Origin of the sequence: Luteibacter sp. OK325 (genome assembly GCF_003050935.1) — a bacterium.
GTDB lineage: Bacteria > Pseudomonadota > Gammaproteobacteria > Xanthomonadales > Rhodanobacteraceae > Luteibacter.
The window spans coordinates 188,195-208,530 of sequence record NZ_QAOX01000001.1 but is presented as its reverse complement, the minus strand read 5'-3'; the positions used below and the strand labels follow the sequence as shown (position 1 = coordinate 208,530).

Genomic DNA, 20,336 nt, shown 5'->3' with positions numbered 1-20,336 from the left:
CGCGCCATAATCGGATCACCCTGGACAGCCGGTGCGCGACGCAACCTTGGACCTGAAACACCTGCAGAGCTTCATCCGCATCGTCGAGTTCGGCAGCCTTACGCGTGCCGCGGCGACGCTGGATGTCTCCCAGTCGCTGCTCAGCCGCCAGGTGCGCCAGCTCGAGATGGAGCTGGGCACGCACCTGCTGGAGCGCAACGGTCGCGGCGTCGTCGCCACCGAAGCGGGCCGCGAGCTGGTCGAGCACGGGCGGGGTATCCTTCGGCAGGTGGAAGTGGCGCGGCTGCAGCTCGGGCAGGCCCGCGGGGTGCAGGCAGGCAAGCTCGCCATCGGCGTGCCGCCCAGCGTGGGCTCGCTGCTGACGGTCGAACTGGTGATGCGCTTTCGCGAACGCTACCCTGCCGCGCAGATCAGCGTGGTCGAGGCGTTGAGCGCGAGCCTGCTGGAATGGCTGCAGCTGGGCCGCCTCGACTGCGCGCTCCTGTACAACCCCGCGGTGAACGCGAACATGCGCTTCCGCCACGTGCATTCCGAAGAGCTCTACCTGATCGGCAGCACGCGCGACGGACGTACGCTACCCGACGCCGTGCCGTTGGGGACGCTTGGCCAGTATCCCCTGATCATTCCCTCGCCCCTGCATTCGGTGCGCCAGCTGATCGAAGCCGACGCCGCACGCTACGGTGTCTCGCTGGACATCCGCCTCGAGATCGACGCCGTGCGCTCGCTGCTGGACCTCGTGGAGCGTGGCGTGGGGTACGGCGTACTCTCGCGCAATGCGCTGCTGGCACGACGCGGTGAGCATCACCTGCGCGCGGTGCCGATCGTGATGCCGAGCATCGTGACGCGTCTGGTCGTGGCCACGCCGACTCAGCGCCCGATGAGCACGATTACCGAGCGCACCCTGGTGCTGGTCGATGAGTTGATTGCCGAGGGTCGGTTAGATCCGGTGGAATAGCATTCGGCGGATTGCGGGCTCGCCTTCGGCCTCGCGTTTGGGCTCGCGGTGCGTCGCAAGAGCCGGCGGGGCCAGTGCCACCCTCGGGGCCACGACTGCGGCGACCCGAACAGGAAGGGCCGCCCAAAAGCGGCCGTTTATCTATTGCCCTTCGGGCCGGGTCGGGCTCCGCCTGGGGGTTTTCGACGCGGCATCCTGTCGCGCGAAAACGACCGGCCATCCATGGCCGGCCCCCTGCGGGCCTTATCCAGTCGAAGCCCTCGCCTGCGCTACCGGCCCCGAGGGTGGCACTGGCCCCGCCGGCTCTTCCCAACGACGAGGTTGATTGCGGAGCGTGCCCTGCTGTCAGTGCTGAGGGGTCACTGGCGACGCGTGCGATGTCGCCGCATGCTTACTCGCTGCCGCCTGCCGCCTGCCGCACGATGCACGATGCACGATGCATGACGTATGCGAAAGAAACGGTCGCCTGTCGGATAGCGAGCGGTGCGCTCGACCCCACGAACCTCAGTACTCGGAAGAGCCGGCGGGTATCACCCTCGGGGCCGGTAGCGGAGGCGAGGCGTGCCACCGGAAAAAGCCCGCAGGGGGTCGGCCATGGATGGCCGGCCGTTTTCGCGCGACAGGAGTCGCGTCGAAAACCTCCGGTGGGGCGCCGACCCGGCCCGTAGGGCAGTAAGTAAACGGCCGCTCTTGCGGCCCTCCCTAGCGGGTCGCTGCAGTCGTGGCCCCGAGGGTGATACCCGCCGGCTCTTGCGAAGCACCGCGAGCGTGAAAACGAGGCCGAAGGCGAGCCCGCCCCCGAAACTTCGCGAAGAGCCAAGAGCTTCGCCGCTGAAGCGGCTCCCACAAGGGGGGCGTTGGTGCGTTGCATCAAATGCAATCCGGGTGCTCGGTCATGAGGATTGTGCATAGCAGATAAGTGGTGCATCGCGTTGTTCGCCTTGCCTGCCGCGAGGACCATCGTCCCGGTTCAAGACCGTGGTGATAACGATGGCTCATGAGATTCCCTGCTGGTACATGCGTGGTGGCACCTCGAAGGGGCCATTTTTTCTCGCCAGCGATCTTCCCGGGGACAAGGCCACCCGCGACGCGGTGATCCTTGCGGTCATGGGATCTCCCGACGAACGCCAGATCGACGGACTCGGTGGCGCGCGCACCCTGACCAGCAAGGCCGGCGTCCTCTCGCTTCCGGAGGACGGAGCCGCCGATCTCGACTTCCTGTTTGCCCAGGTCGGCATCGCCGATGCCACCGTCGATACCACGCCGAATTGCGGGAACATGCTCGCCGCGGCACTGCCTGCCGCTATCGAGGCCGGGCTGCTCGCCGGTGACCATGGCAGCACCACGCGCCGCGTGCGTACGGTGAATACCGGCGTCATCGCCGAGATCACCATCGAGACGCCTTTCGGTCGCCCCGTGTACGACGGCAACGCGCGCATCGACGGCGTGCCGCGACCGGCGGCTCCGGTGAGCTGCGGCTTCCTGGATACCGAAGGATCGGTCAGCGGAAGCCTGCTGCCGACAGGCAACCTGCGCGACATCATCGACGGCGTGGCGGTGACCCTGATCGACAACGGCATGCCGGTGATGATCATCGCGGCGAGCGATCTCGGTGTGCGCGGTGACGAGCGGCCGGAAGCGCTCGATGCCGATACGGCGCTGAAGGCTCGCATCGAGGCCTTGCGCCTGCAGGCGGGCCCGCTGATGAATCTTGGCGACGTGAGCAAGAAGCCGATCCCGAAAATCACCCTCGTCTCCGCACCCCGCGCGGGCGGCGCGATAAGCACGCGCACCTTCATTCCGCACGACTGCCACAGCTCGATCGGCGTGCTCGGCGCCGTGACGGTCGCCACGGCAGCGGTGCTGCCCGGCACGGTCGCCCACGACCTCGCGGTCGCCGGCGAAGGCGATACGCGCTCGCTGTCGATCGAGCACCCGAGCGGCGAATTCAGCGTCGAGGTTGGCCTCGACGGCACGCGCGTGATCCGCGCGGCCTTGCTGCGTACCGCCCGGCTGCTGATGCGCGGCAGCGTACCCATCTCCCCCTCGATCTGGCGCGGCCCCGCCGCCTGATCTCCCCCCTGGAGCAGTAAACCCATGTCCGATACGAAGACCGCGCTCATCGTGAGCGCCCACTCCGCCGACTTCGTCTGGCGCGCCGGTGGCGCCATCGCGCTGCATGCCGCACAAGGTTGGCGCGTGCATATCGTCTGCCTTTCCTACGGCGAACGCGGGGAATCCGCCAAGCTGTGGCGCCAGCCCGGCATGACCATGGACCGTGTGAAGACCGATCGCCGCGCCGAAGCCGAAGAAGCGGCCGGCATCCTCGGTGCCAGCGTCGAGTTCCTCGATATCGGCGACTACCCGATGCGCGCCGACCTGGATGTGGTTTTTCACCTGGCGAAGATCTACCGTGAGCTGCGTCCCTCCTTCGTGCTGAGTCACTCGCTGAAGGATCCCTACAACTTCGACCACCCGCTGGCCACGCACATCGCCCAGGAAGCGCGCGTGGTGGCACAGGCGCATGGTCACGAGCCGGCGGTGCCGGTGATTGGTGCACCGCCGGTTTTCCTTTTCGAACCGCACCAGCCCGAGCAGTGCGAGTGGAAGCCGGAACTGTTCCTCGACATCACTCCGGTGTGGGAAAAGAAACGCGCGGCTTTCGAGACCATGCGCGCCCAGGAACACCTGTGGGAGTACTACACGCGCGTCGGCTTGCAGCGCGGTGCACAGGCGTCACGTAACTCGGACTTCAAGATCACCTATGCGGAAGCGTTCCAGCGCGTCTTCCCGCACGTGACCCAGGGCACCCTCGCATGATCGGGGTGGTCGTACGTAACCGTCCGGCGATCAACGACGACCAGGCCGCTACGCTTGCGGCGATGGGCGTGGCTACGGTGCACGAGGCCCAGGGCCGCACCGGATTGCTGCAACCGCCGATCCGGGCCATCCAGCAGGACGTGGCGATCGCGGGCAGCGCGGTCACCGTCCTCGCCCAGCCTGGCGATAACTGGATGCTCCATGTCGCCGTGGAGCAGTGCCGGCCGGGCGACGTCCTCGTGGTCGCCTGCACCACCGAGAACGACGACGGCATGTTCGGTGACCTGCTTGCCACCTCGCTCATGGCGCGGGGCGTGGCCGGCCTGATCATCGACGCCGGCGTACGCGATACCGCCGAGTTGCGACGGATGGGTTTTCCTGTCTGGTCACGCGCCGTGCATGCGCGCGGTACGGTCAAGGCGACGCTGGGCTCGGTCAACGTTCCCGTCGTCATCGGCGGCCAGTACATCAAGCCGGGCGACGCGATCGTCGCCGACGACGACGGCATCGTCGTCGTTCCCTTCGCGACCGTCGATGCGGCCATCGCCGCTTCGCGCAAGCGCGTGCTCAACGAGGAAGCCAAACGCGCGCGTCTGGCCGAAGGCGAACTCGGTCTCGATATCTACGACATGCGCCAGCGTCTTGCCGAAGCCGGCCTGCGCTACGTCGACGACCTGCCGAACGAATGAACATGAAATCCTGCCTCCCGCCCGATCCGAACCCCACCAAGCCCGAACAGCAGATGCCACCGCAGTCCTGCGACGCGCACTGCCACGTCTTCGGTCCTGCCGATCGCTTTCCTTACGCGGCCGACCGCAGCTACACGCCGCCGGATGCGCCTTACGAACACCTGGTGGCACTGCACGACTTCCTCGGCTTCGACCGCGGCGTGATCGTCCAGGCGAGCTGTCACGGTACCGATAACACCGCGATGCTCGACGCCATCGCCCGCGGCCAGGGCCGCTACCGGGGCGTGGCCATCGTCGACGACGGCATCGACGAGGCGGGTCTGGCCGAACTGGACGCCGGCGGCGTTCGCGCGGTGCGTTTCAACTTCGTGCAACACCTCGGCGGTCGTCCGGACATGCGCGTGTTCTGGCGCGTGCTGGATCGCGTGGCGGAAATGGGCTGGCACGTGGTGCTGCACCTGGACGCCAACGACATCGTCGAGCTCCAGGATGTGCTCGGGAAGATCCGCGTGCCCTTCGTGATCGATCACATGGGGCGTGTCCAGGCGGCGCAAGGCGTCGAACAGGAACCATTCCGCCTGCTCGTGGCGCTGATGCGCGACAATCCCCTGGCCTGGGTCAAGGTATGCGGCGCGGAGCGCGTCTCGGTCGGCAAGCGTCCGTTCGACGACGCCATCCCGTTCGCCCGCACCCTTATCGAAGCCGCGCCGGATCGCGTGCTGTGGGGAACGGACTTCCCGCATCCGAATATCTCCAGGGACATGCCCAACGATGGCGGTCTGGTCGACCTGATGTTCCGCTTCTGCCCGGACGAGTCGCTGCGCAAGCGTCTCCTGGTCGACAATCCCGCGCGCCTGTACGACTTCACCTGAGCACACTCATGTCACTACCCAGCATCGCCAGCACGCTCCCGACGCCGAAGCCGCGCAAGCCCTTCTACCGGCAGCTCTATATCCAGGTGCTGGTCGCGGTGGTGATCGGCGTGATTCTCGGTTACCTGTCGCCCGCGTACGCGGTGAAGATGAAACCGCTCGGCGACGCCTTCATTGCGCTGATCAAGATGGTGATCGGCCCGATCATCTTCTGCACCGTGGTGACCGGCATCGCCGGCATGCGCGACATGCGCAAGGTTGGCCGGGTGGGCGGCAAGGCGTTGCTCTATTTCGAGATGATCTCGACGGTGGCGCTGTTCTTCGGCCTCGTCGCCGGACACATCTTCCATCCGGGTACGGGCTTCAATGTGGACCCCACCACGCTGAAGTCCGGCGAGATCGGCAATCTCGTGGCCCAGGGTCATAACATCGAGTCGATCGAGTTCCTGCTTGCGATCATCCCGAACACCTTCATCAGCGCGTTCGCCAAGGGTGACGTGCTTTCGATCCTGCTCATCTCGGTGCTGTTCGGCTGCGCACTGGCGGCCACGGGTGATCGCGGCAAGCCCGTCTACGACGTGATCGAGGCCGGTGCGCAGGTGTTCTTCAAGATCGTCCATTACATCACCGCGGTGTCGTCCATCGGTGCCTTCGGCGCCATGGCCTTCACCATCGGCAAGTATGGCGTGGTGTCGCTGGTACCGCTGATGGAACTGATCGGCAGCTTCTACCTGGTCTGCGTGATCTTCGTCGTGCTGGTGCTGGGTATCGTCGCGCGCATCGCGGGCTTCAGCATCCTGCGTTTCTGTGCCTATATCCGCGACGAACTGCTTATCGTGCTGGGCACGAGCTCCTCGGAGGTCGTGCTGGCGCCGTTGATGCGCAAGATGGAGGAGCTGGGGTGCCCGAAGGAAACGGTTGGCCTGGTCGTGCCGACTGGCTACTCGTTCAATCTCGACGGCACCAACATCTACCTGACCATGGCGATCCTGTTCATCGCCCAGGCGCTGAACATCGACCTGACGATCGAGCAGCAGATCACCGTGGCCATCGTCGGCATGCTGACCTCCAAGGGTGCCAGCGGTGTCGCCGGCGCCGCGCTGGTGATGCTTGCCTCGACGCTTAGCGTGGTGCCGGTGGTGCCTGTGGCAGGGATGGTGCTGATCCTTGGTATCCATCGCTTCCTTGGCACGGGCCTGGCCATGACCAACCTGGTCGGCAACGGTGTTGCGGCCATCGTGGTGTGCGCGTGGGAGAAGGAACTGGACCGTGAGAAATTGAAAGCGGTTCTTGCAGCGGCGTAATTGCTGCTCCTGTGGGAGCCGCTTCAGCGGCGATGGGAGCTTGCCTCACTGCTGGCCCGCTGCCGCGGGATCGCCGATGAATCGGCTCCCACAGGAATCAGGCTCCCACAGGGATCAAGCTCCCACAGGGATCAGGCTCCCACAGGGATCAGGCTCCCACAGGGATCAGGCGGCGAGGGATCAGGCGGCGAGGGATACGCCGGCTTCGAGGGCGTCGAAGTAGTCGCGGGTGAGGCGCGTCTGCGTGGTGGCATCTTCGGCGCGATTGACGACATCGCGGAAGGCGGCGTTCTCCGGGCGGTCCTTCGCGTACCAGCCCAGGTGCTTGCGTGCGATGCGCACGCCCATCTTCTCGCCGTAGAACGCGTAGAGGTGGTCGAGGTGACCGCACAGGATGTCGCGTACCTCGGTGGGCGTGGGCTCGGCGAGGTGATGGCCTGTCTCGAGGAAATGCGCGATCTCGCGGAAAATCCACGGTCGTCCCTGCGCACCGCGACCGACCATGATGGCGTCGGCGCCGGTGGCCGCGAGGACCTCACGCGCTTTCTCGGGTGTGACGACGTCGCCGTTGGCCATCACCGGGATGCGCACACTGGCCTTGACCGCGGCGATGGTCGCGTACTCGGCGTCACCTTCATATTTGTCGGCACGCGTGCGGCCGTGCACGGCGAGCGCGGCGATGCCGGCGTCCTCGGCGATACGCGCGATGGTCAGGGCATTGCGGTTGTCGCGATCCCAGCCGGTGCGGATCTTCAGCGTGACGGGGATGTCCACCGCCTTGACCACGGCGGAGAGGATGCGCGCCACCAGGGGTTCGTCCTGCAGGAGCGCTGAGCCCGACCATACGTTGCAGACTTTCTTCGCCGGGCAACCCATGTTGATGTCGACGATCTGCGCACCGTTGTCCGCGTTGTACTTCGCCGCCTCGGCAAGCATGCCGGGGTCGTAGCCGGCAATCTGCACGCTGACCGGCTCGGGCTCACCGTCGTGATCCATGCGGCGCAGCGACTTGGTCGTATTCCACAGGCGCGGGTCGGCGGTGGTCATCTCGGACACGGCCAGGCCCGCCCCCATGCGCTTGCAGAGGAGGCGAAAGGGCTTGTCGGTCACGCCAGCCATGGGTGCGAGCACCACGCCGGGCGCGATGGAGTAGGGGCCGATACGCATGGGGCGATTTTACGCGATCCGGGGCGGCGGCGTGGCCAGGCGCCCGCAGGCGGTTCAGCGGGCCGTTCTGGCGGTCTTTTTCACGGCGGCGACAGCCCCCGCGGCATTCACTTCGAGCATTCCTTTCTTCTGCGCGCTGGTGCTCAGCAGGATCGCGTGGATCGACGCCGGGTCGAGACCGGGGGTCAGCGAGAGCATCAGGGCCACGATGCCACTCACGTGGGCAGTGGCCATCGAGGAGCCGGAGGTGAAATCGTAGCCGCCGCCGGGCTGGGTGGTCAGGATGTCGTTTCCCGGCGCGCTGACCACCCCGGGCGGAGCGGGCGTGGTCGCGCTGGTACGGACCACGATGACGCCGGGCGCCCCGTCGGGGAAGCCGCTTAGCTTGCCGTCCGGCGGCATGGCGGTGATGACGATGCGACCTTCGCTGAGGATCTTGGCGAGCAGTTTGCTGAGCAGTGGATCGGCGGGACCGCCGAGGCTGAGATTGACGATGCGCGCGTCGGTATCGTTCACCGCGGCAAGCGCCTTGGCCAGGGTAAACGAGTTGCAACGGGCGCCGCCCTGGGCGCCAGCCGGATACCAGCAGGCCTTGTAGACACTCAGCCTGGCCTTGGGTGCCATGCCGACCATGCCCTGGTGGTTGTCTCCTATGGCCGCGATGATGCCGGCGACTTCGGTGCCATGGCTGTCTTTGTCGAAGGCGGAGGCATCGTCGTCGACGACGTTGCGTGCGTCGCCGATATGCCCCTGCAGGTCAGGGTGGCTCATGTCCACGCCGGTATCGACGATGGCGACGCGGACGCCTTCGCCCTGGCTCGAGTTGTGCGCGAGGGCGGCGTCGGTTTCGACGAACCCGCGCTGCAGGTCGGCGTAGGGATCGTTGTATTTGTGCGCGTCGGCGGTGTCGGCCGAGTACACGGAATAGTCCTGCAGCGGCTGCGCAAGCTGCACGCGTTCGTCCTTCTGCAGGGCCGCGATCAGCTCGTCGCGATCGATGCCCGGAGCCGGATGGAGCACGACGCAGTAGAGGTCGAGGGCCTTGATCGGCCAGCCACTGACTTCCTGCAGGCCGTAGCGCTGTTTCAGATCCGCGAGCTCGGAGATCGCCCGCTGGCCTGCGCCGTAGTGCGCGGACGGCGCGTAGCCGAGCAGGCTGGAGCCTGCGTGCGTGGCGGCCGGTGTGAGGGGATTGGCCACGGCGAGCACGATGTCACGACGGCTGTCCATGCGCGTGACCGCGCTGGCCGGTGTGGCGCTTGCGCTGGATTCCACGGACGGAATCGAGCGCGCAGGGGCGCAGGCCGCCAACGTTGCAAGCAGAACCAGCAGGGTGGCGGCCCCGATCTTCATGGATTGGCGTTCACCGGCTCGGCGAGGCGAACACCATGCGCGGCGCGAAGGCGCTGCACGGTCTTGGTCGATGCCGCGGCACCGCCGGCAGGAATCACGGTATATGCGCCAACGTCGTTCGGCCCACCGACCACCTGCAGCTGCATCGAACGCAGCAGCGTGTTCCAGTCGGCCACCTTCATGCTGTTATCGAGAACGACATGGATGGCGCCCGCCGGCACGGGAGCGGCGTCCTGGCTCAGTGTGCGATAGGCAGCAGGCTGAGCCGTGCCTTCCGCGAGGAACCTGGCGCCCAGCGTGCCTAGCCCGACCGCCTGGATGAGCACGGCAGCCACGAGCGCACGGGTCAGCCAGCTGCCGCCGGTGGCGCGCGAAGGCGCGGTCACCAGCACCGGGGCGTCGATGCGGGCGAGCAGGCGGCGCAGGCCGAGTTCGGGGTCGATGGACACATCCGCCGGCAGCGACATTGCCAGGCGCAGGCGTTTCTGTTGCTCGAACTCCGCGCGGCAGCCATCGCATTCGGCCAGATGGCTCATCAGCCACTCGGTCTGCTCTTGCGGCGCACTGTCCTGGAGCACCCAGGGCATGGCTTCCCAGGCGCGACCACATTCACGGCCGGTATCCGTCGGCATCCTCATGGCACATTCTCCCTCGAAACGGATGTGGCACCGGCCAGCCCCGGGAGCACGTTGCGCAGTTTCACCCGCGCGTGGAACAGGCGTGCTTTCACCGTGCCAACCGGGCACTGCATGATGACGGCGACGTCGTCCAGGGTGTGGCCGACGCCGTAGACAAGTTCGATCACGACCCGCTGATCCGCGGTGAGACGATCCATCCCCTTGCCCAGCCAGTCGCGCAGTTCGCGGTCTTCGTCGGGGTCGTGGGAGGGAATACGGTCTTCGGGAATTGAATCCTCGTCGACCGGTTCGCTGCCGTGCTGACGCAACGCCTTGAGGCCGCAGCGGTAAGCGATGCCCATGATCCAGGTGGAAACGCGCGAGTCACCGTGGAAGCTCCCGGCTTTCTGCCAGGTGATCCACAGGCAGTCGTTGATGACTTCCTCGATGATGTCCGCGCGTCGGGTCAGACGCGACAGGAAACGGCTCAACCGCCCGTGGTAGCTGCGGTAAAGCACGCTGAGTGCCGTGCGGTCGCCCGCCGCCATGCGTTGCAGCAGGAGGCGATCGGTGGAGTCGGCGTCGGTGTCCGCGTCATTCATGGGTTGGTTGCAGCAAGTCGGGAGACCAGCGTGAGTACCCCTTTCGAGGGGAAAGGTTGCTCCGGCTCAGAACCTCCGCGAGACAGTCGCATTCCACGGTGAGACGGCGGGAGACCCACGCGGCCGGGGTGCGTGCTCGGTCATGATGTGATTGAGCTCGACCCGCCAGCCCTCATTCTCCCACACCAGGCCCGCATGCCCGTACTGGTAACGCGGGTAATCGCGCTCGTAAGGGGGAATGAGGTATTGGGCCGTGCCGACGCCTGCCGACACCGACAGGTTCCACACCAGCGGCCAGCGAAAGCCAATATCGGCGGCCCCGCGCGGCCCGCGACCGCCCGTATGGATGAGCTGGGCCGCGGAGACGCCCAGGGTGAGGACATCACGGTAGATCCAGTTGGCAGCCAGCTCCACGCGGTCGTAGATGCGCCAGTGGGAGTCGTTGCCGTAGCGGTAATAGAGAAGGCCCGACTGCATCTGCCAGTCGCTGGACAGGGACCAGGCATACGAGGCCTGCGCCAGGGCCTCCACGATTTGTCCGGGCGAGCGCGTTTCGCTGCTGGCCGAAAGGCCGAGCGACCAGCCCGAGGGCGTGGTCCAGGTCAGGGCGCCCTGGACGACGGGGGTCTTCGGGGTGACAGCGAGGCCGCGATCGACGAGTTGGTTGCTGACCGCCACGACGCCGCCAAAGCTCGACGACTGGGCGTGCAGTACGCCGGAAGAGCCCCCCAGCAGCAGGGCGACCAGGCAGGCGCGCCGGGCACACGAACGCGTCGGCACGGTGGCGAGCCACCATGCCGACGGGGTACCCCTGTGTATGGACCCGGGGTGGCTTTGCCGCATCACGTCGTCATTCGGATGTCTTCAGTGAACGCTGCTCAGGTAAGACAAAAGATCGTCCAGCTGCTTCGCGTCAGTGAGGCCATCGTATTTCATCTTCGTCCCGGGATTAGCTGTTTTGGCAGGTTGCGACAGGTACCAGTGAAGTTTGTCCTGGGTCCACGTCCACTGCGCCTGCTTGAGCGCATCGGAATAGTTGTAGTCGGCGATGCTGCCCGACTGGCGCCCGACGATACCGAAGAGGCTGGGGCCCTTCTTGTTGCGACCCTCCTTCACGGCATGGCATTCGGCGCATTCGGATTTGAAGACATCGGCGCCGGCGGATGCGTCACCGGCGCGGACGGCTGGGGATGCCGCGAGCCAGCCGACGATCAACCCGGCCACGGCAACGCCGTGCAGCCACCGGCCCCGGTGAGCCTCAGAACGCGAGGCTGGCGGAAAGGGAGAAAGCATTCAGATCTCCTGCATTGGTTGGTCGGACGCCGGGGGGAGCGCCGAAGATGTTGTCATTGCGACCGTTGAACCGCGTGATGCGATACCAGGTGGCGGCCAGCTTGAGGTTGGCGATGGTGGTGTACGAATCGTCCTTGCCGAACGGTGCCCAGAACAGCGTGACGATGTTGGACGTGGCGTTCGGATCACCGAAGGGTGGGTAGCGCACCTCGTCGTGGTTACCGGAACTGATCAGGTGCGAAACCGAGAGGCTGTAGGTCTGGTGGAACGTGTAGGTGGCCGTGAGCGTCTGGTCGTGCACATCGCCGCGGTCCGGCGCGGCCACGCCACCCGGTCCGAACAGGTCCGCGCCATATTTCCGCTGTTCAAGGATGTTGACGTAGCTCAGCTGGAGAATGTGCTCGCGGTTGCCCAGGTACTGGTAAGTGAGGTCGTAACCGAGATCGGTGAGGTCGTCACTGGGCCCGGATCGCGGCAGCGATCGATGCGTCGTCAATGCCACGACGCCTGCGGAGAAGAACTGTTTCTTCATGTCCTTCATGTACGCGAAGCGGAAATAGCCGGTGTCGTGCAACGTGCCCGGGTCGCTGGCGATGTTGTAACCGAGGTGATCCTGCGTCGACGTCGGTAGCGAACGGTAAGTTCCTACTTCGCCATACCAGTTCTTGTCGTAGAGGGCGTACATCGTCGCGCCGATGACACGGTTGGTCGGTCCGTTGGGGGCGGCCTGGCTGAGGAACGTGCCGGTGACGCCTATCGGTGAGATGAACGACGCGTTGGGCAAGGCCGCGATCGGATCCTGGAAGCCGGGGCTGTTGTTCACGCTCACGCCGAGGGTCAGGTCCTTGCCGCCGAGTTTCAGCTCCTTGGCGACGAAGCGCAGGTCCACATTGCTCAGTCGCGTGTTGTAGGTGTTCTTTCCCGTGCGATCGGCCTCGACCTTTACGAAGCCACCGATCTGGTCGGTAAGACGGCCCGCGAGGTAGAGGTCACCTTCGGTGAGGTCCGTCGTGCTCTTACCCGTCGCCGGATTCGTGTGCGTTTCGGTCAACTGGCCCGAGACCGGGATCTTGAAGCCCTTGCCGTCCGTATCGGTATAGCCGTTGAGCTTGAAGCGCATGCCGTAGGGCGTCAGCTGCGGGCCATAGGAGCCGGCGTGGCAATCGGCGCAGGCCGAGCCGGTCTGTCGTGCGTAGGCGGGAATCGCTTGTACCGACGTGCTGGCGAACATCAGCAGCGCCGCGACGGCCCAGCCCAGGTGTGCAGGCCGCGCCCGGCGGGTGACGCGTCGGATCAGGTGGGACAACATGACAGTTCCTTGTTTTCGTGTGGTCAGCGACGGCGTTTGGGCCACATCCGGCGGAGCACGCCGTCGCGCATGACGAAGTGGTGCCAGAGCGCGGCGGCGATATGCAGGCATACCAGTCCCAGCAGCACCCAGGCCGCATTGAGGTGCCAGGTCTGCAGGGTGTCGGCGAGATCCTCGTCGGCGGCGACGAAGTTGGGCAGCGTGACGCCGAACAGATGCACGGGCTTTCCTTCCGCGCTGCTCAGCGCCCAGCCGAGCAGGGGCAGGGTGACCAGCAGGGCGTAGAGGGCGATATGGGTCAGCCCGGCGGCGGCGCGCATCGGCCAGGGCGATTCGCCGGATGGGGACAGTTTGCCGACCCGCAGGCGGACGAAGACGCGGACGGCGAACAGCGCCAGTACGAACAGGCCGAAATGGCGATGCCCCTCGAGCAACCACAGGCGCACGTTGCGCCCATCGAGCTGGTCGCGGGTGAGGATGAAGGCGGCTGCCATCACCACGCAGATCACCGTGAGCCAGTGCAGTACGCGCAGCCGTCGCGGCAAGGGGGTCAGGGCCACCTGGCCCGTGCTCCTCGCCGGCTTGCCCCTCAAGGAGCCGCCTTTCAACGGCGTCAGTGGATTCAGTCCCATGCCCGAGCTGCCCTTCGCATCGCTGCCAATGCGATTGAGTGCCGTGCAGGCGGCGGAAGGTTGCCGCAACCTTTGGCGACAGGGCCGGCACTCAACTTCGTACGACGCCATCAACGAAACAGTGCCTGGCTGATCCCATGGAAATCGAGCGAATCCAGTTACAGAAGCACGGCGATAGCCGGGGCATGCTCGTTTCCCTGGAGCAGAACCGGAACGTGCCGTTCGAAATCCGGCGGGTCTACTACATCTTTGCCAACACCCCGGATGTACACCGCGGGCAACATGCCCATCGCCACCTCACCCAACTGGCGGTGCCGGTTCGTGGCTCGGTCACGCTGTTGCTCGATGATGGCAGCGGCCCGGCGACGGTCGTACTCGACGATCCCACCCAAGGGCTGCTGCTCGGTAGCATGGTCTGGCGTGAGCTCTACGACTTCAGCGACGACTGCGTGCTGATGGTCCTGGCCGACCAGTTCTACGACCCGGCCGACTACATCACCGACTACGCGCAGTTCCTGCGCGAAGTACACGGTGAACGTTATTTGGAAGGGGTTGCCCTGTGACGAAGGCAGCGTAATGGACCTGCCGTTCCTCGATGTGCGTGCCATCAATGCCCGCCACGCCGATGAGCTGAAGGCGGCGGCGGCACGCGTCATCGACTCCGGCTGGTATGTGCTCGGCCCGGAAGTGGAAGCCTTCGAGCGGGAGTTCGCTCAATGGTGCGGCCTGCCCCACGCCGTCGGTGTCGGCAACGGACTGGACGCGCTGTCGCTGATCCTGCGCGCGTACAAATCGTTGGGCAGGCTGGCCGACGGGGACGAGGTCATCGTGCCCGGCAACACGTTTATCGCGAGCTTCCTCGCGATCACACAGAGCGGACTGGTACCCGTCGCCGTGGAGCCGGAGCTGTCCACCTTCAATCTCGATCCGGCGCGCGTCGAGGCGGCCATCGGGCCACGAACACGCGCGATCATGCCGGTGCACCTGTACGGTCAACTGGCCGATATGCATGCACTCACGGCCATCGCCCATCGGCATGAGCTGCTGGTGATCGAGGACGCGGCCCAGGCGCACGGCGCCACTTGGTCAGGGCGCCGTGCGGGCGCCTTCGGCGACGCCGCGGCCTTCAGCTTCTTTCCCGCGAAGAACCTGGGCGCGCTGGGCGATGGCGGCGCGGTCGTCACCGCCGACGCCGAACTGGCCGGACGCGTGGCCGCGCTGCGCAACTATGGTTCGCTGGAAAAGTACCGGCACCTCTACCAGGGCGTGAACTCTCGCCTGGACGAGATGCAGGCGGCGATGTTGCGCGTGAAGCTGCCGTACGTGGACGCGGATGTCGCTCGCCGCCGGGCGATCGCCCGGCGCTACCTCGCGGCCATCCATCATCCGGACATCCTCGTGCCGACGCTTCACAGCGACGAGCGCCACGCCTGGCACCTGTTCGTGGTCCGCAGTGCCCGTCGCGACGCGCTGCAGGCGCACCTGCTGGCGCAGGGCATCCATAGCCAGGTTCACTACCCCGTGGCTCCGTACCGGCAACCGGCCTACGCCGTAGCCGATGCAGTGAGCCTGCCGCTGACGGAGCGCCTGCACGACGAGGTACTCAGCCTTCCGATCGGACCGACGCTCGGCGACGAGGCGGTGGAACGCGTTATCGCGGCCTGCATGAGCTTCGGCGCACCGGCATGAACCTGGCTCGCGCCGGCTTCTACTCAGCCATAGGCACAGCCGCGCGGCTGCTGGCCGGCCTGGTCGTGATCAAGCTGGTGGCATGGTTCGCCGGGCCCGAAGGCGTCGGCCGGCTGGGGCAGTTCATGAGCCTTATGTCGCTGCTGGCCGTGCTCGCCGGTGGAGGCATCAGCGCTGGCATCGTCAAGTACGTGGCCGAGTATCGCGGCGACCCGCCGCGTCTTTCGCGCCTGCTCGCCGCGGCACTTTCATACGCGCTGTGCGCGTCCTGCCTGATGGGGCTTGCCGCACTGGTCTTCAGCCGGCAGCTCGCGATCTGGATCCTCGGCGACGCTAGCTTCGAGAGCCTCATCCGCGTGCTTGCACTGGCCCAGCTGGGCATCGCCGCGGTGAACTATGTGCTGGCTGTGATCAACGGCTTCATGGACGTGCGGCGACTGGCTTTCATCCAGGTGATCGGTTCGGTGCTCGGTATCGCCATGGCTGCGTGGCTGGCCAGTCGCTTCCAGCTCTACGGCGCCTTGCTCGCCCTCGTACTCGGTCAGCTGGCATGGCTGGCCGTGGCGCTGCCCTCGTGGTGGCGCAGCCCGTACTTTCGCCAGAGCCTGCCGCGGCTTCGCTTCGATCGCGAGATGAACGGCCGGCTTGCCGCTTTCTCGTTGATGACGATCAGTTCGGCCTTGCTTCCGCCGCTGGTGAACATCGCCGTACGCGACCACCTCGCGCTCCAGTTCGGCTGGCAACAGGTCGGCAACTGGCAGGCCGTCAGCAAGGTGTCGGATGCCTACCTGCTGTTCCTTACCGCGGCGATAAACATCTATTACCTGCCCAAACTCGCTTCGATCAGCGAGCGTGGGGCACTGGTCGGCGAGCTGCGCAACGCTTACCGGCACATCCTTCCTGCCGTGCTCGTGCTGGCCGCGCTGGTGTACGTGGCACGCGGATGGGTGACACGGATGCTCTTCAGCACGGACTTCACCACGGCCGACGATCTCTATGCGCCGCAGCTGGTCGGTGACGTGGTCAAGATCGCTTCCTTCGTCCTCTCCTACGTGATGCTGGCCAAGGCGATGACCCGTCTGTTCGTGGCCTCCGAGATCGCCTTCGGCGTGACCTACCTGCTGCTTGTCTATGTGTGCACGGCACATTTCGGCCTGGTCGGCGCCATGTACGCCTTCGCCATCAACTACGTCGGCTACCTGCTTTTCAACGTGCTGGTGGTTCGCCATTACCTCGGAGGGTTACGCACATGACGGGCGAACTGAACGAGGCAGTGCGCTCCCCGCTGGTATCGGTACTGATCCCCGCCTTCAATCATGAAGGTTTTGTCGAGCGCTGCCTGGATAGCGTCCTGGAGGATCCTTACCCGGCCAAGGAGATCGTCATCATCGACGACGGCTCCACGGACCATACGGCCGAGCGCATCGCACACTGGGTCGCCGTGCACGGTGCCGAGATAGCGGTGGAGTTCGTGCGGCGCGAGAACCGTGGGATCGCCGCGACGCTCAACGAGCTGGCGGCGCGCTCGCATGGCGAGTTCCTTCGTATCGGCGCCAGCGATGACTACCTCTTGCCCGGCGGCCTCGAGGCACAAGTGCGCTACCTGATGTCGCACAGGCACAAGGGCGCCGTCATCGGCGATTCGATCGTGATCGACGGCGACGGCAACCGCCTCTACGACAGCGGCATGTGCGACCTGCATGGTGCCGACAAGCGCCTGTATGATTCGAGCGACGGCATTCGTCGCGCCGTGATCGGTCACTGGGCCATCGGTGGTCCGGTCACCCTGCTGCGCAAGAGCGTGCTGGAGACCGTCGCGCGCTGGACCGAGGGCCTGCGCATCGACGACTGGGACATGTTCCTTCGCCTGGCCGCGCGCGATGCGCTGGGTTTCATCGACGTCACCGTCTGCGCTTACCGGCTGCATGGTGCCAATTTCAGCAAGACACGGCATACCGCCACGCGCATCGTGAACCTGGCCGAATCGCGCGAGGTGGCGATGAGTCGCCTGTGCCTGTTCGACGAGCCGTATCGCACGCTGTTGCGTGCGCAGGCGCAATACATCAGCGCAAAGATCGCCTTCCTGCAGAAGCGCCACTCGCGCGTGGCGCTGCATCTGGCCGCCTACGTCTCCCTGCTTGCCCTGTCGAAGCTGCGCCTGCGCACCGCGCACCGCCACGCGGAGGGCGTATGAAGCGATTCCTGCGCCAGCCTGCAACCTATATCGCCTGGCCCCTCCTTTTTGCGTGCGGGCTGACCTTGCTTGCCTACGATCTTCCGGCCGGCTATGTGGAGGGCATGCTGCTGCTGGTGGTGGGCGCGGTCGGCATCATCCTCTTCGACGCCTTTGCGGGTATCCGCCTGCCTTCGATCGCCCGTTTCCGCGCCCACGACTACACGGGGAGCCGCGAGGCCTTCGTTGCGCTGATATTCGCTGCGGTGGTCATCGTCTTCTGTGGTCTGGACCTGACGCTGTTCCCGGTGCCCTTGCTGGACAATCCGGCTTCCTACGCGACGATGGAGCCTGGGCGCGAACACGTGCGACATATCTCGTCGCTGTGCTGGACCCTCCCGCCGATCGGATTGCTCTGCACGCGCTACCGTGGCCTGCGCAACGTGCTCATCACGGTGGGCCTGGTGTTCCCTGTGCTGGTGATCGACCGCAACCGGATCTTCGCGGCGCTGTTCTCCTTCGCCCTGGTCATCCTGTTTCGCCGCGACCCACACCGGCCGTTGCCGTGGAAGTCGGTCAGCGTGATCGGCGTGATCGGGGCCACCGTGTTCTCGGTGCTGGGCGCCGTTCGCTCGGGTTCGCTGGACAACGTGAACCTGCCATTCAGCGCGCTGTATCGTGCCTCGCCCCAGGGCATCAAATGGCTGGCCCTGTATGTGAGCGCCGGACCTTACAACTTCGCATCGATGGTGACGAAGGGCTACGCCAACGCGAGCATCCTTGTCGGCCAGCTCGTCCCGCTCAGCGGCCCGACGGTCACCGCCGCAGCGGACATTCCCTTCGATGCGCCGAACATCAACGTGGGCACGGAGTTTCTCCCCTTCCTGCTCGCCTTCGGTCCCTGGGGCGCCGTGCTCTCGATGATCCTTCTCTATGCCCTGTTGCTATGGAGCGTGCGCCGGCTCCGTGCCTCGGTGTCGCTGTTTTCGTTGCTGATTTTCCTGCGCGTGGCCTATGTCAGCCTGATGTCGCCCTTCGCGCCGCAGGCCTTCATCTGGACCAACGCGGCTTTCATCGTTCTGTGCCTGCTCATGCAGCTCTTCGCGGCCTTGCTGCCGAGCCGGCGTGACGGCGTCGCCATTCACCTTCCCAACGAGCCTCACGCATGGAACAAAACGAGATCTACCTGATCGACCTGTGGCACATCTTCCGACGCGAATGGCGCTGGTTTGTCGCCGTGCTCGTCGTGGTGCTCGGGCTTACGTTTGCCTGGGTATCCACGGCGAGGAGCCAGTGGGAAGCCACCGCGTGGATCCAGATCGGTCAGGTGGGATCCGCGCCGGTCGGCCAGGACCCCAAGGTCGAGCCACTGCTTCGCGTGATTGCGCGCGTGCAGACCGTGCCGTTCCAGGACGATGTGGTCCGCAGCCTGGGGCTCGTACCGGACTCGGCCGAGGCGCGGCTGTATCGCAGAAGCCTCAAGATCGATCCCAACCCGTTTGCCAATCTCTTCAAGCTCACCATCCGCGCCTATTCGGCACGCCAGGCGAATGAGCTCGCCAGGGCCACGCTCACCCAGCTGCAGGCGGTACACCAGCGACTCGATGCGCTGCCGCTGAAGCTGGCCAACGATCGCCTGGATGAGCTGGACAGCAACCTGCGCATCGCGCTTGCCGACCGCGTCCGCCTGACAAGCGGCACCGAATCCGCCGACCACGCGGCCGCGGCGCTTGCCGGCGTCCTGCTTGCCAGCAAGAACGAAGACATCCGCGCGCTGCAGCAGGCGCGTAGCGAGCTGGTCGTGCGCCTTGCACCCAACTACACCTATGAGACCTCCATGCCGTGGCCGGTGTACGTGCCCGAATACCGTGCCTTTCCCAACAGCGTCCTCAGCATCGGGATCGGCATCGTGTTCGGCCTGTTCCTTGCCGGCGTGGCGGCGATCGGACGCAATGCGCTACGGCGTCGTTCAACCAAAGCGCGCCCGCTCGGCACTCACTGATCCGAACCCCCGGAAACGACCGATATGAGTGCTCAACCGACGCCTGAACCGATCGACGACGCGCGTCTGCTCGACACGCAGCGGGCGTTCGACAGCGTCGCCGCCGACTACGATGGCCCGCGCGGCAACAACGCGCTGATCCAGCGCATGCGCCAGACGCTGTGGGATACCGTGGTGGCCGAGCTGGGCGCCGGCTCGCGCCTGCTCGACCTCGGCTGCGGTACCGGTATCGACGCGGCCGAATTCGCGCGGCGCGGCTACAACGTCGTCGCGACGGACTGGTCGCCCTCCATGGTCGCGCGCACCTTGTCCCGCGCCGGCGACGTCTCGCTGGGCGGGCGCCTCCAGGCCAGGCACCTCGGCGTGCAGGAGCTCGGTCGACTCGACGGCAGTTTCGACGGCATCTACTCCAATTTCGGACCGCTCAACTGCGCGCCGGACCTGAAAGACGTGGCCGACCAGTGCGCGCGGCTTCTGCGGCCTGGCGGGGTGATGGTTTTCTCGGTGATGGGTCGCATCTGCCCCTGGGAAGCGGCGCACTACGCCTTGCGCGGCCGGTTCCGTCGCGCGGCGGTGCGTGGCGCACGTGGGGCCACGGCGGTGGGCATGAACCGCCATACCATCTGGACGAAGTACTACCTGCCGCGCGAGTTCTACCGTGCCTTCGCCGGCCAGTTCCGGCTGGCGGGCTACAGCGCGCTGAGCCTGTTCATGCCGCCGCCGTACATGGTCGATCGCTACGAACGGCGGCCGGGCTGGTACGAGCGCCTGGGCCGGCTGGATGACCGCTTCGGCAAGCTGCCGCTGCTGCGCGACATGGGCGATCACTTCCTGATCGTGATGCACCGGCGCTGACGCC

The 20,336-nt window shown here is 65.9% G+C and carries 21 protein-coding genes; 13 read left to right on the top strand and 8 right to left on the bottom strand.

Translation table 11 applies throughout. From position 1 onward, the window contains the following. Positions 1–31: 31 nt before the first annotated feature. The 6 genes from C8J98_RS00895 to C8J98_RS00870 all read left to right on the top strand — a co-directional run bounded on the left by C8J98_RS00895 (position 32) and on the right by C8J98_RS00870 (position 6,640). Positions 32–955 (top strand): LysR substrate-binding domain-containing protein, encoded by a 924-nt coding sequence (locus C8J98_RS00895; protein ID WP_199229772.1) that lies wholly within the window; start codon positions 32–34, stop codon positions 953–955. 990 nt (positions 956–1,945) lie between these two features. Continuing rightward, the gene (locus C8J98_RS00890) at positions 1,946–3,028 is read left to right on the top strand and encodes a 4-oxalomesaconate tautomerase (protein WP_107910027.1); all 1,083 of its coding nucleotides are present in this window, start codon (positions 1,946–1,948) and stop codon (positions 3,026–3,028) included. 24 nt (positions 3,029–3,052) lie between these two features. Beyond that, entirely contained in the window at positions 3,053–3,775 is a 723-nt protein-coding gene (locus C8J98_RS00885; RefSeq protein ID WP_107910025.1) for a PIG-L deacetylase family protein, read from the top strand. Next, positions 3,772–4,464, top strand: coding sequence for a 4-carboxy-4-hydroxy-2-oxoadipate aldolase/oxaloacetate decarboxylase (locus C8J98_RS00880; RefSeq protein WP_107910023.1), 693 nt, complete (start codon positions 3,772–3,774; stop codon positions 4,462–4,464). The genes C8J98_RS00885 and C8J98_RS00880 overlap by 4 nt, the downstream gene beginning before the upstream one ends. Positions 4,465–4,466: 2 nt before the next feature. Beyond that, the gene (locus C8J98_RS00875; protein WP_107910021.1) at positions 4,467–5,336 is read left to right on the top strand and encodes an amidohydrolase family protein; all 870 of its coding nucleotides are present in this window, start codon (positions 4,467–4,469) and stop codon (positions 5,334–5,336) included. Positions 5,337–5,344: 8 nt separating this feature from the next. Further along, entirely contained in the window at positions 5,345–6,640 is a 1,296-nt protein-coding gene (locus C8J98_RS00870) for a dicarboxylate/amino acid:cation symporter (protein WP_107910019.1), read from the top strand. Positions 6,641–6,820: 180 nt separating this feature from the next. Here C8J98_RS00870 and dusB read toward each other — a convergent pair whose 3' ends face one another. From dusB to C8J98_RS00830, 8 genes are all read right to left on the bottom strand, one after another. Next, positions 6,821–7,807, bottom strand: a complete 987-nt coding sequence (dusB, locus tag C8J98_RS00865) for a tRNA dihydrouridine synthase DusB (RefSeq protein WP_107910017.1) — start codon at positions 7,805–7,807, stop codon at positions 6,821–6,823. Positions 7,808–7,861: 54 nt separating this feature from the next. Then, a complete protein-coding gene (locus tag C8J98_RS00860; RefSeq protein ID WP_107910015.1) occupies positions 7,862–9,160 on the bottom strand; it encodes a S8 family serine peptidase in 1,299 nt (432 codons plus the stop codon). Next, complete coding sequence (locus C8J98_RS00855; protein ID WP_107910014.1) at positions 9,157–9,798, bottom strand: hypothetical protein; 642 nt, start codon at positions 9,796–9,798, stop codon at positions 9,157–9,159. Before C8J98_RS00855 ends, C8J98_RS00860 begins: the two co-directional genes overlap by 4 nt. Continuing rightward, complete coding sequence (locus C8J98_RS00850) at positions 9,795–10,379, bottom strand: sigma-70 family RNA polymerase sigma factor (RefSeq protein WP_107910012.1); 585 nt, start codon at positions 10,377–10,379, stop codon at positions 9,795–9,797. Before C8J98_RS00850 ends, C8J98_RS00855 begins: the two co-directional genes overlap by 4 nt. A 66-nt stretch (positions 10,380–10,445) precedes the next feature. Next, on the bottom strand, positions 10,446–11,159 hold the full coding sequence (locus C8J98_RS00845; RefSeq protein ID WP_107910010.1) for a hypothetical protein: 714 nt from the start codon (positions 11,157–11,159) through the stop codon (positions 10,446–10,448). An 84-nt stretch (positions 11,160–11,243) separates the two neighbouring features. Further along, the gene (locus C8J98_RS00840) at positions 11,244–11,603 is read right to left on the bottom strand and encodes a c-type cytochrome (protein ID WP_233260064.1); all 360 of its coding nucleotides are present in this window, start codon (positions 11,601–11,603) and stop codon (positions 11,244–11,246) included. 34 nt (positions 11,604–11,637) lie between these two features. Beyond that, a complete protein-coding gene (locus C8J98_RS00835; RefSeq protein WP_107910006.1) occupies positions 11,638–12,981 on the bottom strand; it encodes a cytochrome C in 1,344 nt (447 codons plus the stop codon). A gap of 23 nt (positions 12,982–13,004) precedes the next feature. Then, the gene (locus tag C8J98_RS00830; protein ID WP_233260100.1) at positions 13,005–13,535 is read right to left on the bottom strand and encodes a cytochrome b; all 531 of its coding nucleotides are present in this window, start codon (positions 13,533–13,535) and stop codon (positions 13,005–13,007) included. A gap of 215 nt (positions 13,536–13,750) precedes the next feature. Here C8J98_RS00830 and C8J98_RS00825 point away from each other — a divergent pair, with 215 nt between their 5' ends. From C8J98_RS00825 to C8J98_RS00795, 7 genes are read left to right on the top strand one after another with little or no spacing between them, the layout of a single operon-like run. Then, complete coding sequence (locus C8J98_RS00825) at positions 13,751–14,176, top strand: FdtA/QdtA family cupin domain-containing protein (protein WP_107910004.1); 426 nt, start codon at positions 13,751–13,753, stop codon at positions 14,174–14,176. 13 nt (positions 14,177–14,189) lie between these two features. Continuing rightward, positions 14,190–15,302, top strand: a complete 1,113-nt coding sequence (locus C8J98_RS00820) for a DegT/DnrJ/EryC1/StrS family aminotransferase (RefSeq protein ID WP_107910002.1) — start codon at positions 14,190–14,192, stop codon at positions 15,300–15,302. Next, positions 15,299–16,555 (top strand): O-antigen translocase, encoded by a 1,257-nt coding sequence (locus C8J98_RS00815; protein WP_107910000.1) that lies wholly within the window; start codon positions 15,299–15,301, stop codon positions 16,553–16,555. Before C8J98_RS00820 ends, C8J98_RS00815 begins: the two co-directional genes overlap by 4 nt. Beyond that, entirely contained in the window at positions 16,552–17,496 is a 945-nt protein-coding gene (locus C8J98_RS00810) for a glycosyltransferase (protein WP_107909998.1), read from the top strand. Before C8J98_RS00815 ends, C8J98_RS00810 begins: the two co-directional genes overlap by 4 nt. Then, complete coding sequence (locus tag C8J98_RS00805) at positions 17,493–18,665, top strand: hypothetical protein (RefSeq protein ID WP_107909996.1); 1,173 nt, start codon at positions 17,493–17,495, stop codon at positions 18,663–18,665. The genes C8J98_RS00810 and C8J98_RS00805 overlap by 4 nt, the downstream gene beginning before the upstream one ends. Further along, positions 18,641–19,477 carry a Wzz/FepE/Etk N-terminal domain-containing protein gene (locus tag C8J98_RS00800; protein WP_107909995.1) on the top strand — a complete coding sequence of 279 codons (837 nt, stop codon included), beginning with the start codon at positions 18,641–18,643 and terminating at the stop codon, positions 19,475–19,477. The genes C8J98_RS00805 and C8J98_RS00800 overlap by 25 nt, the downstream gene beginning before the upstream one ends. A 24-nt stretch (positions 19,478–19,501) precedes the next feature. After that, on the top strand, positions 19,502–20,332 hold the full coding sequence (locus tag C8J98_RS00795) for a class I SAM-dependent methyltransferase (protein ID WP_107909993.1): 831 nt from the start codon (positions 19,502–19,504) through the stop codon (positions 20,330–20,332). Positions 20,333–20,336: the final 4 nt, after the last annotated feature.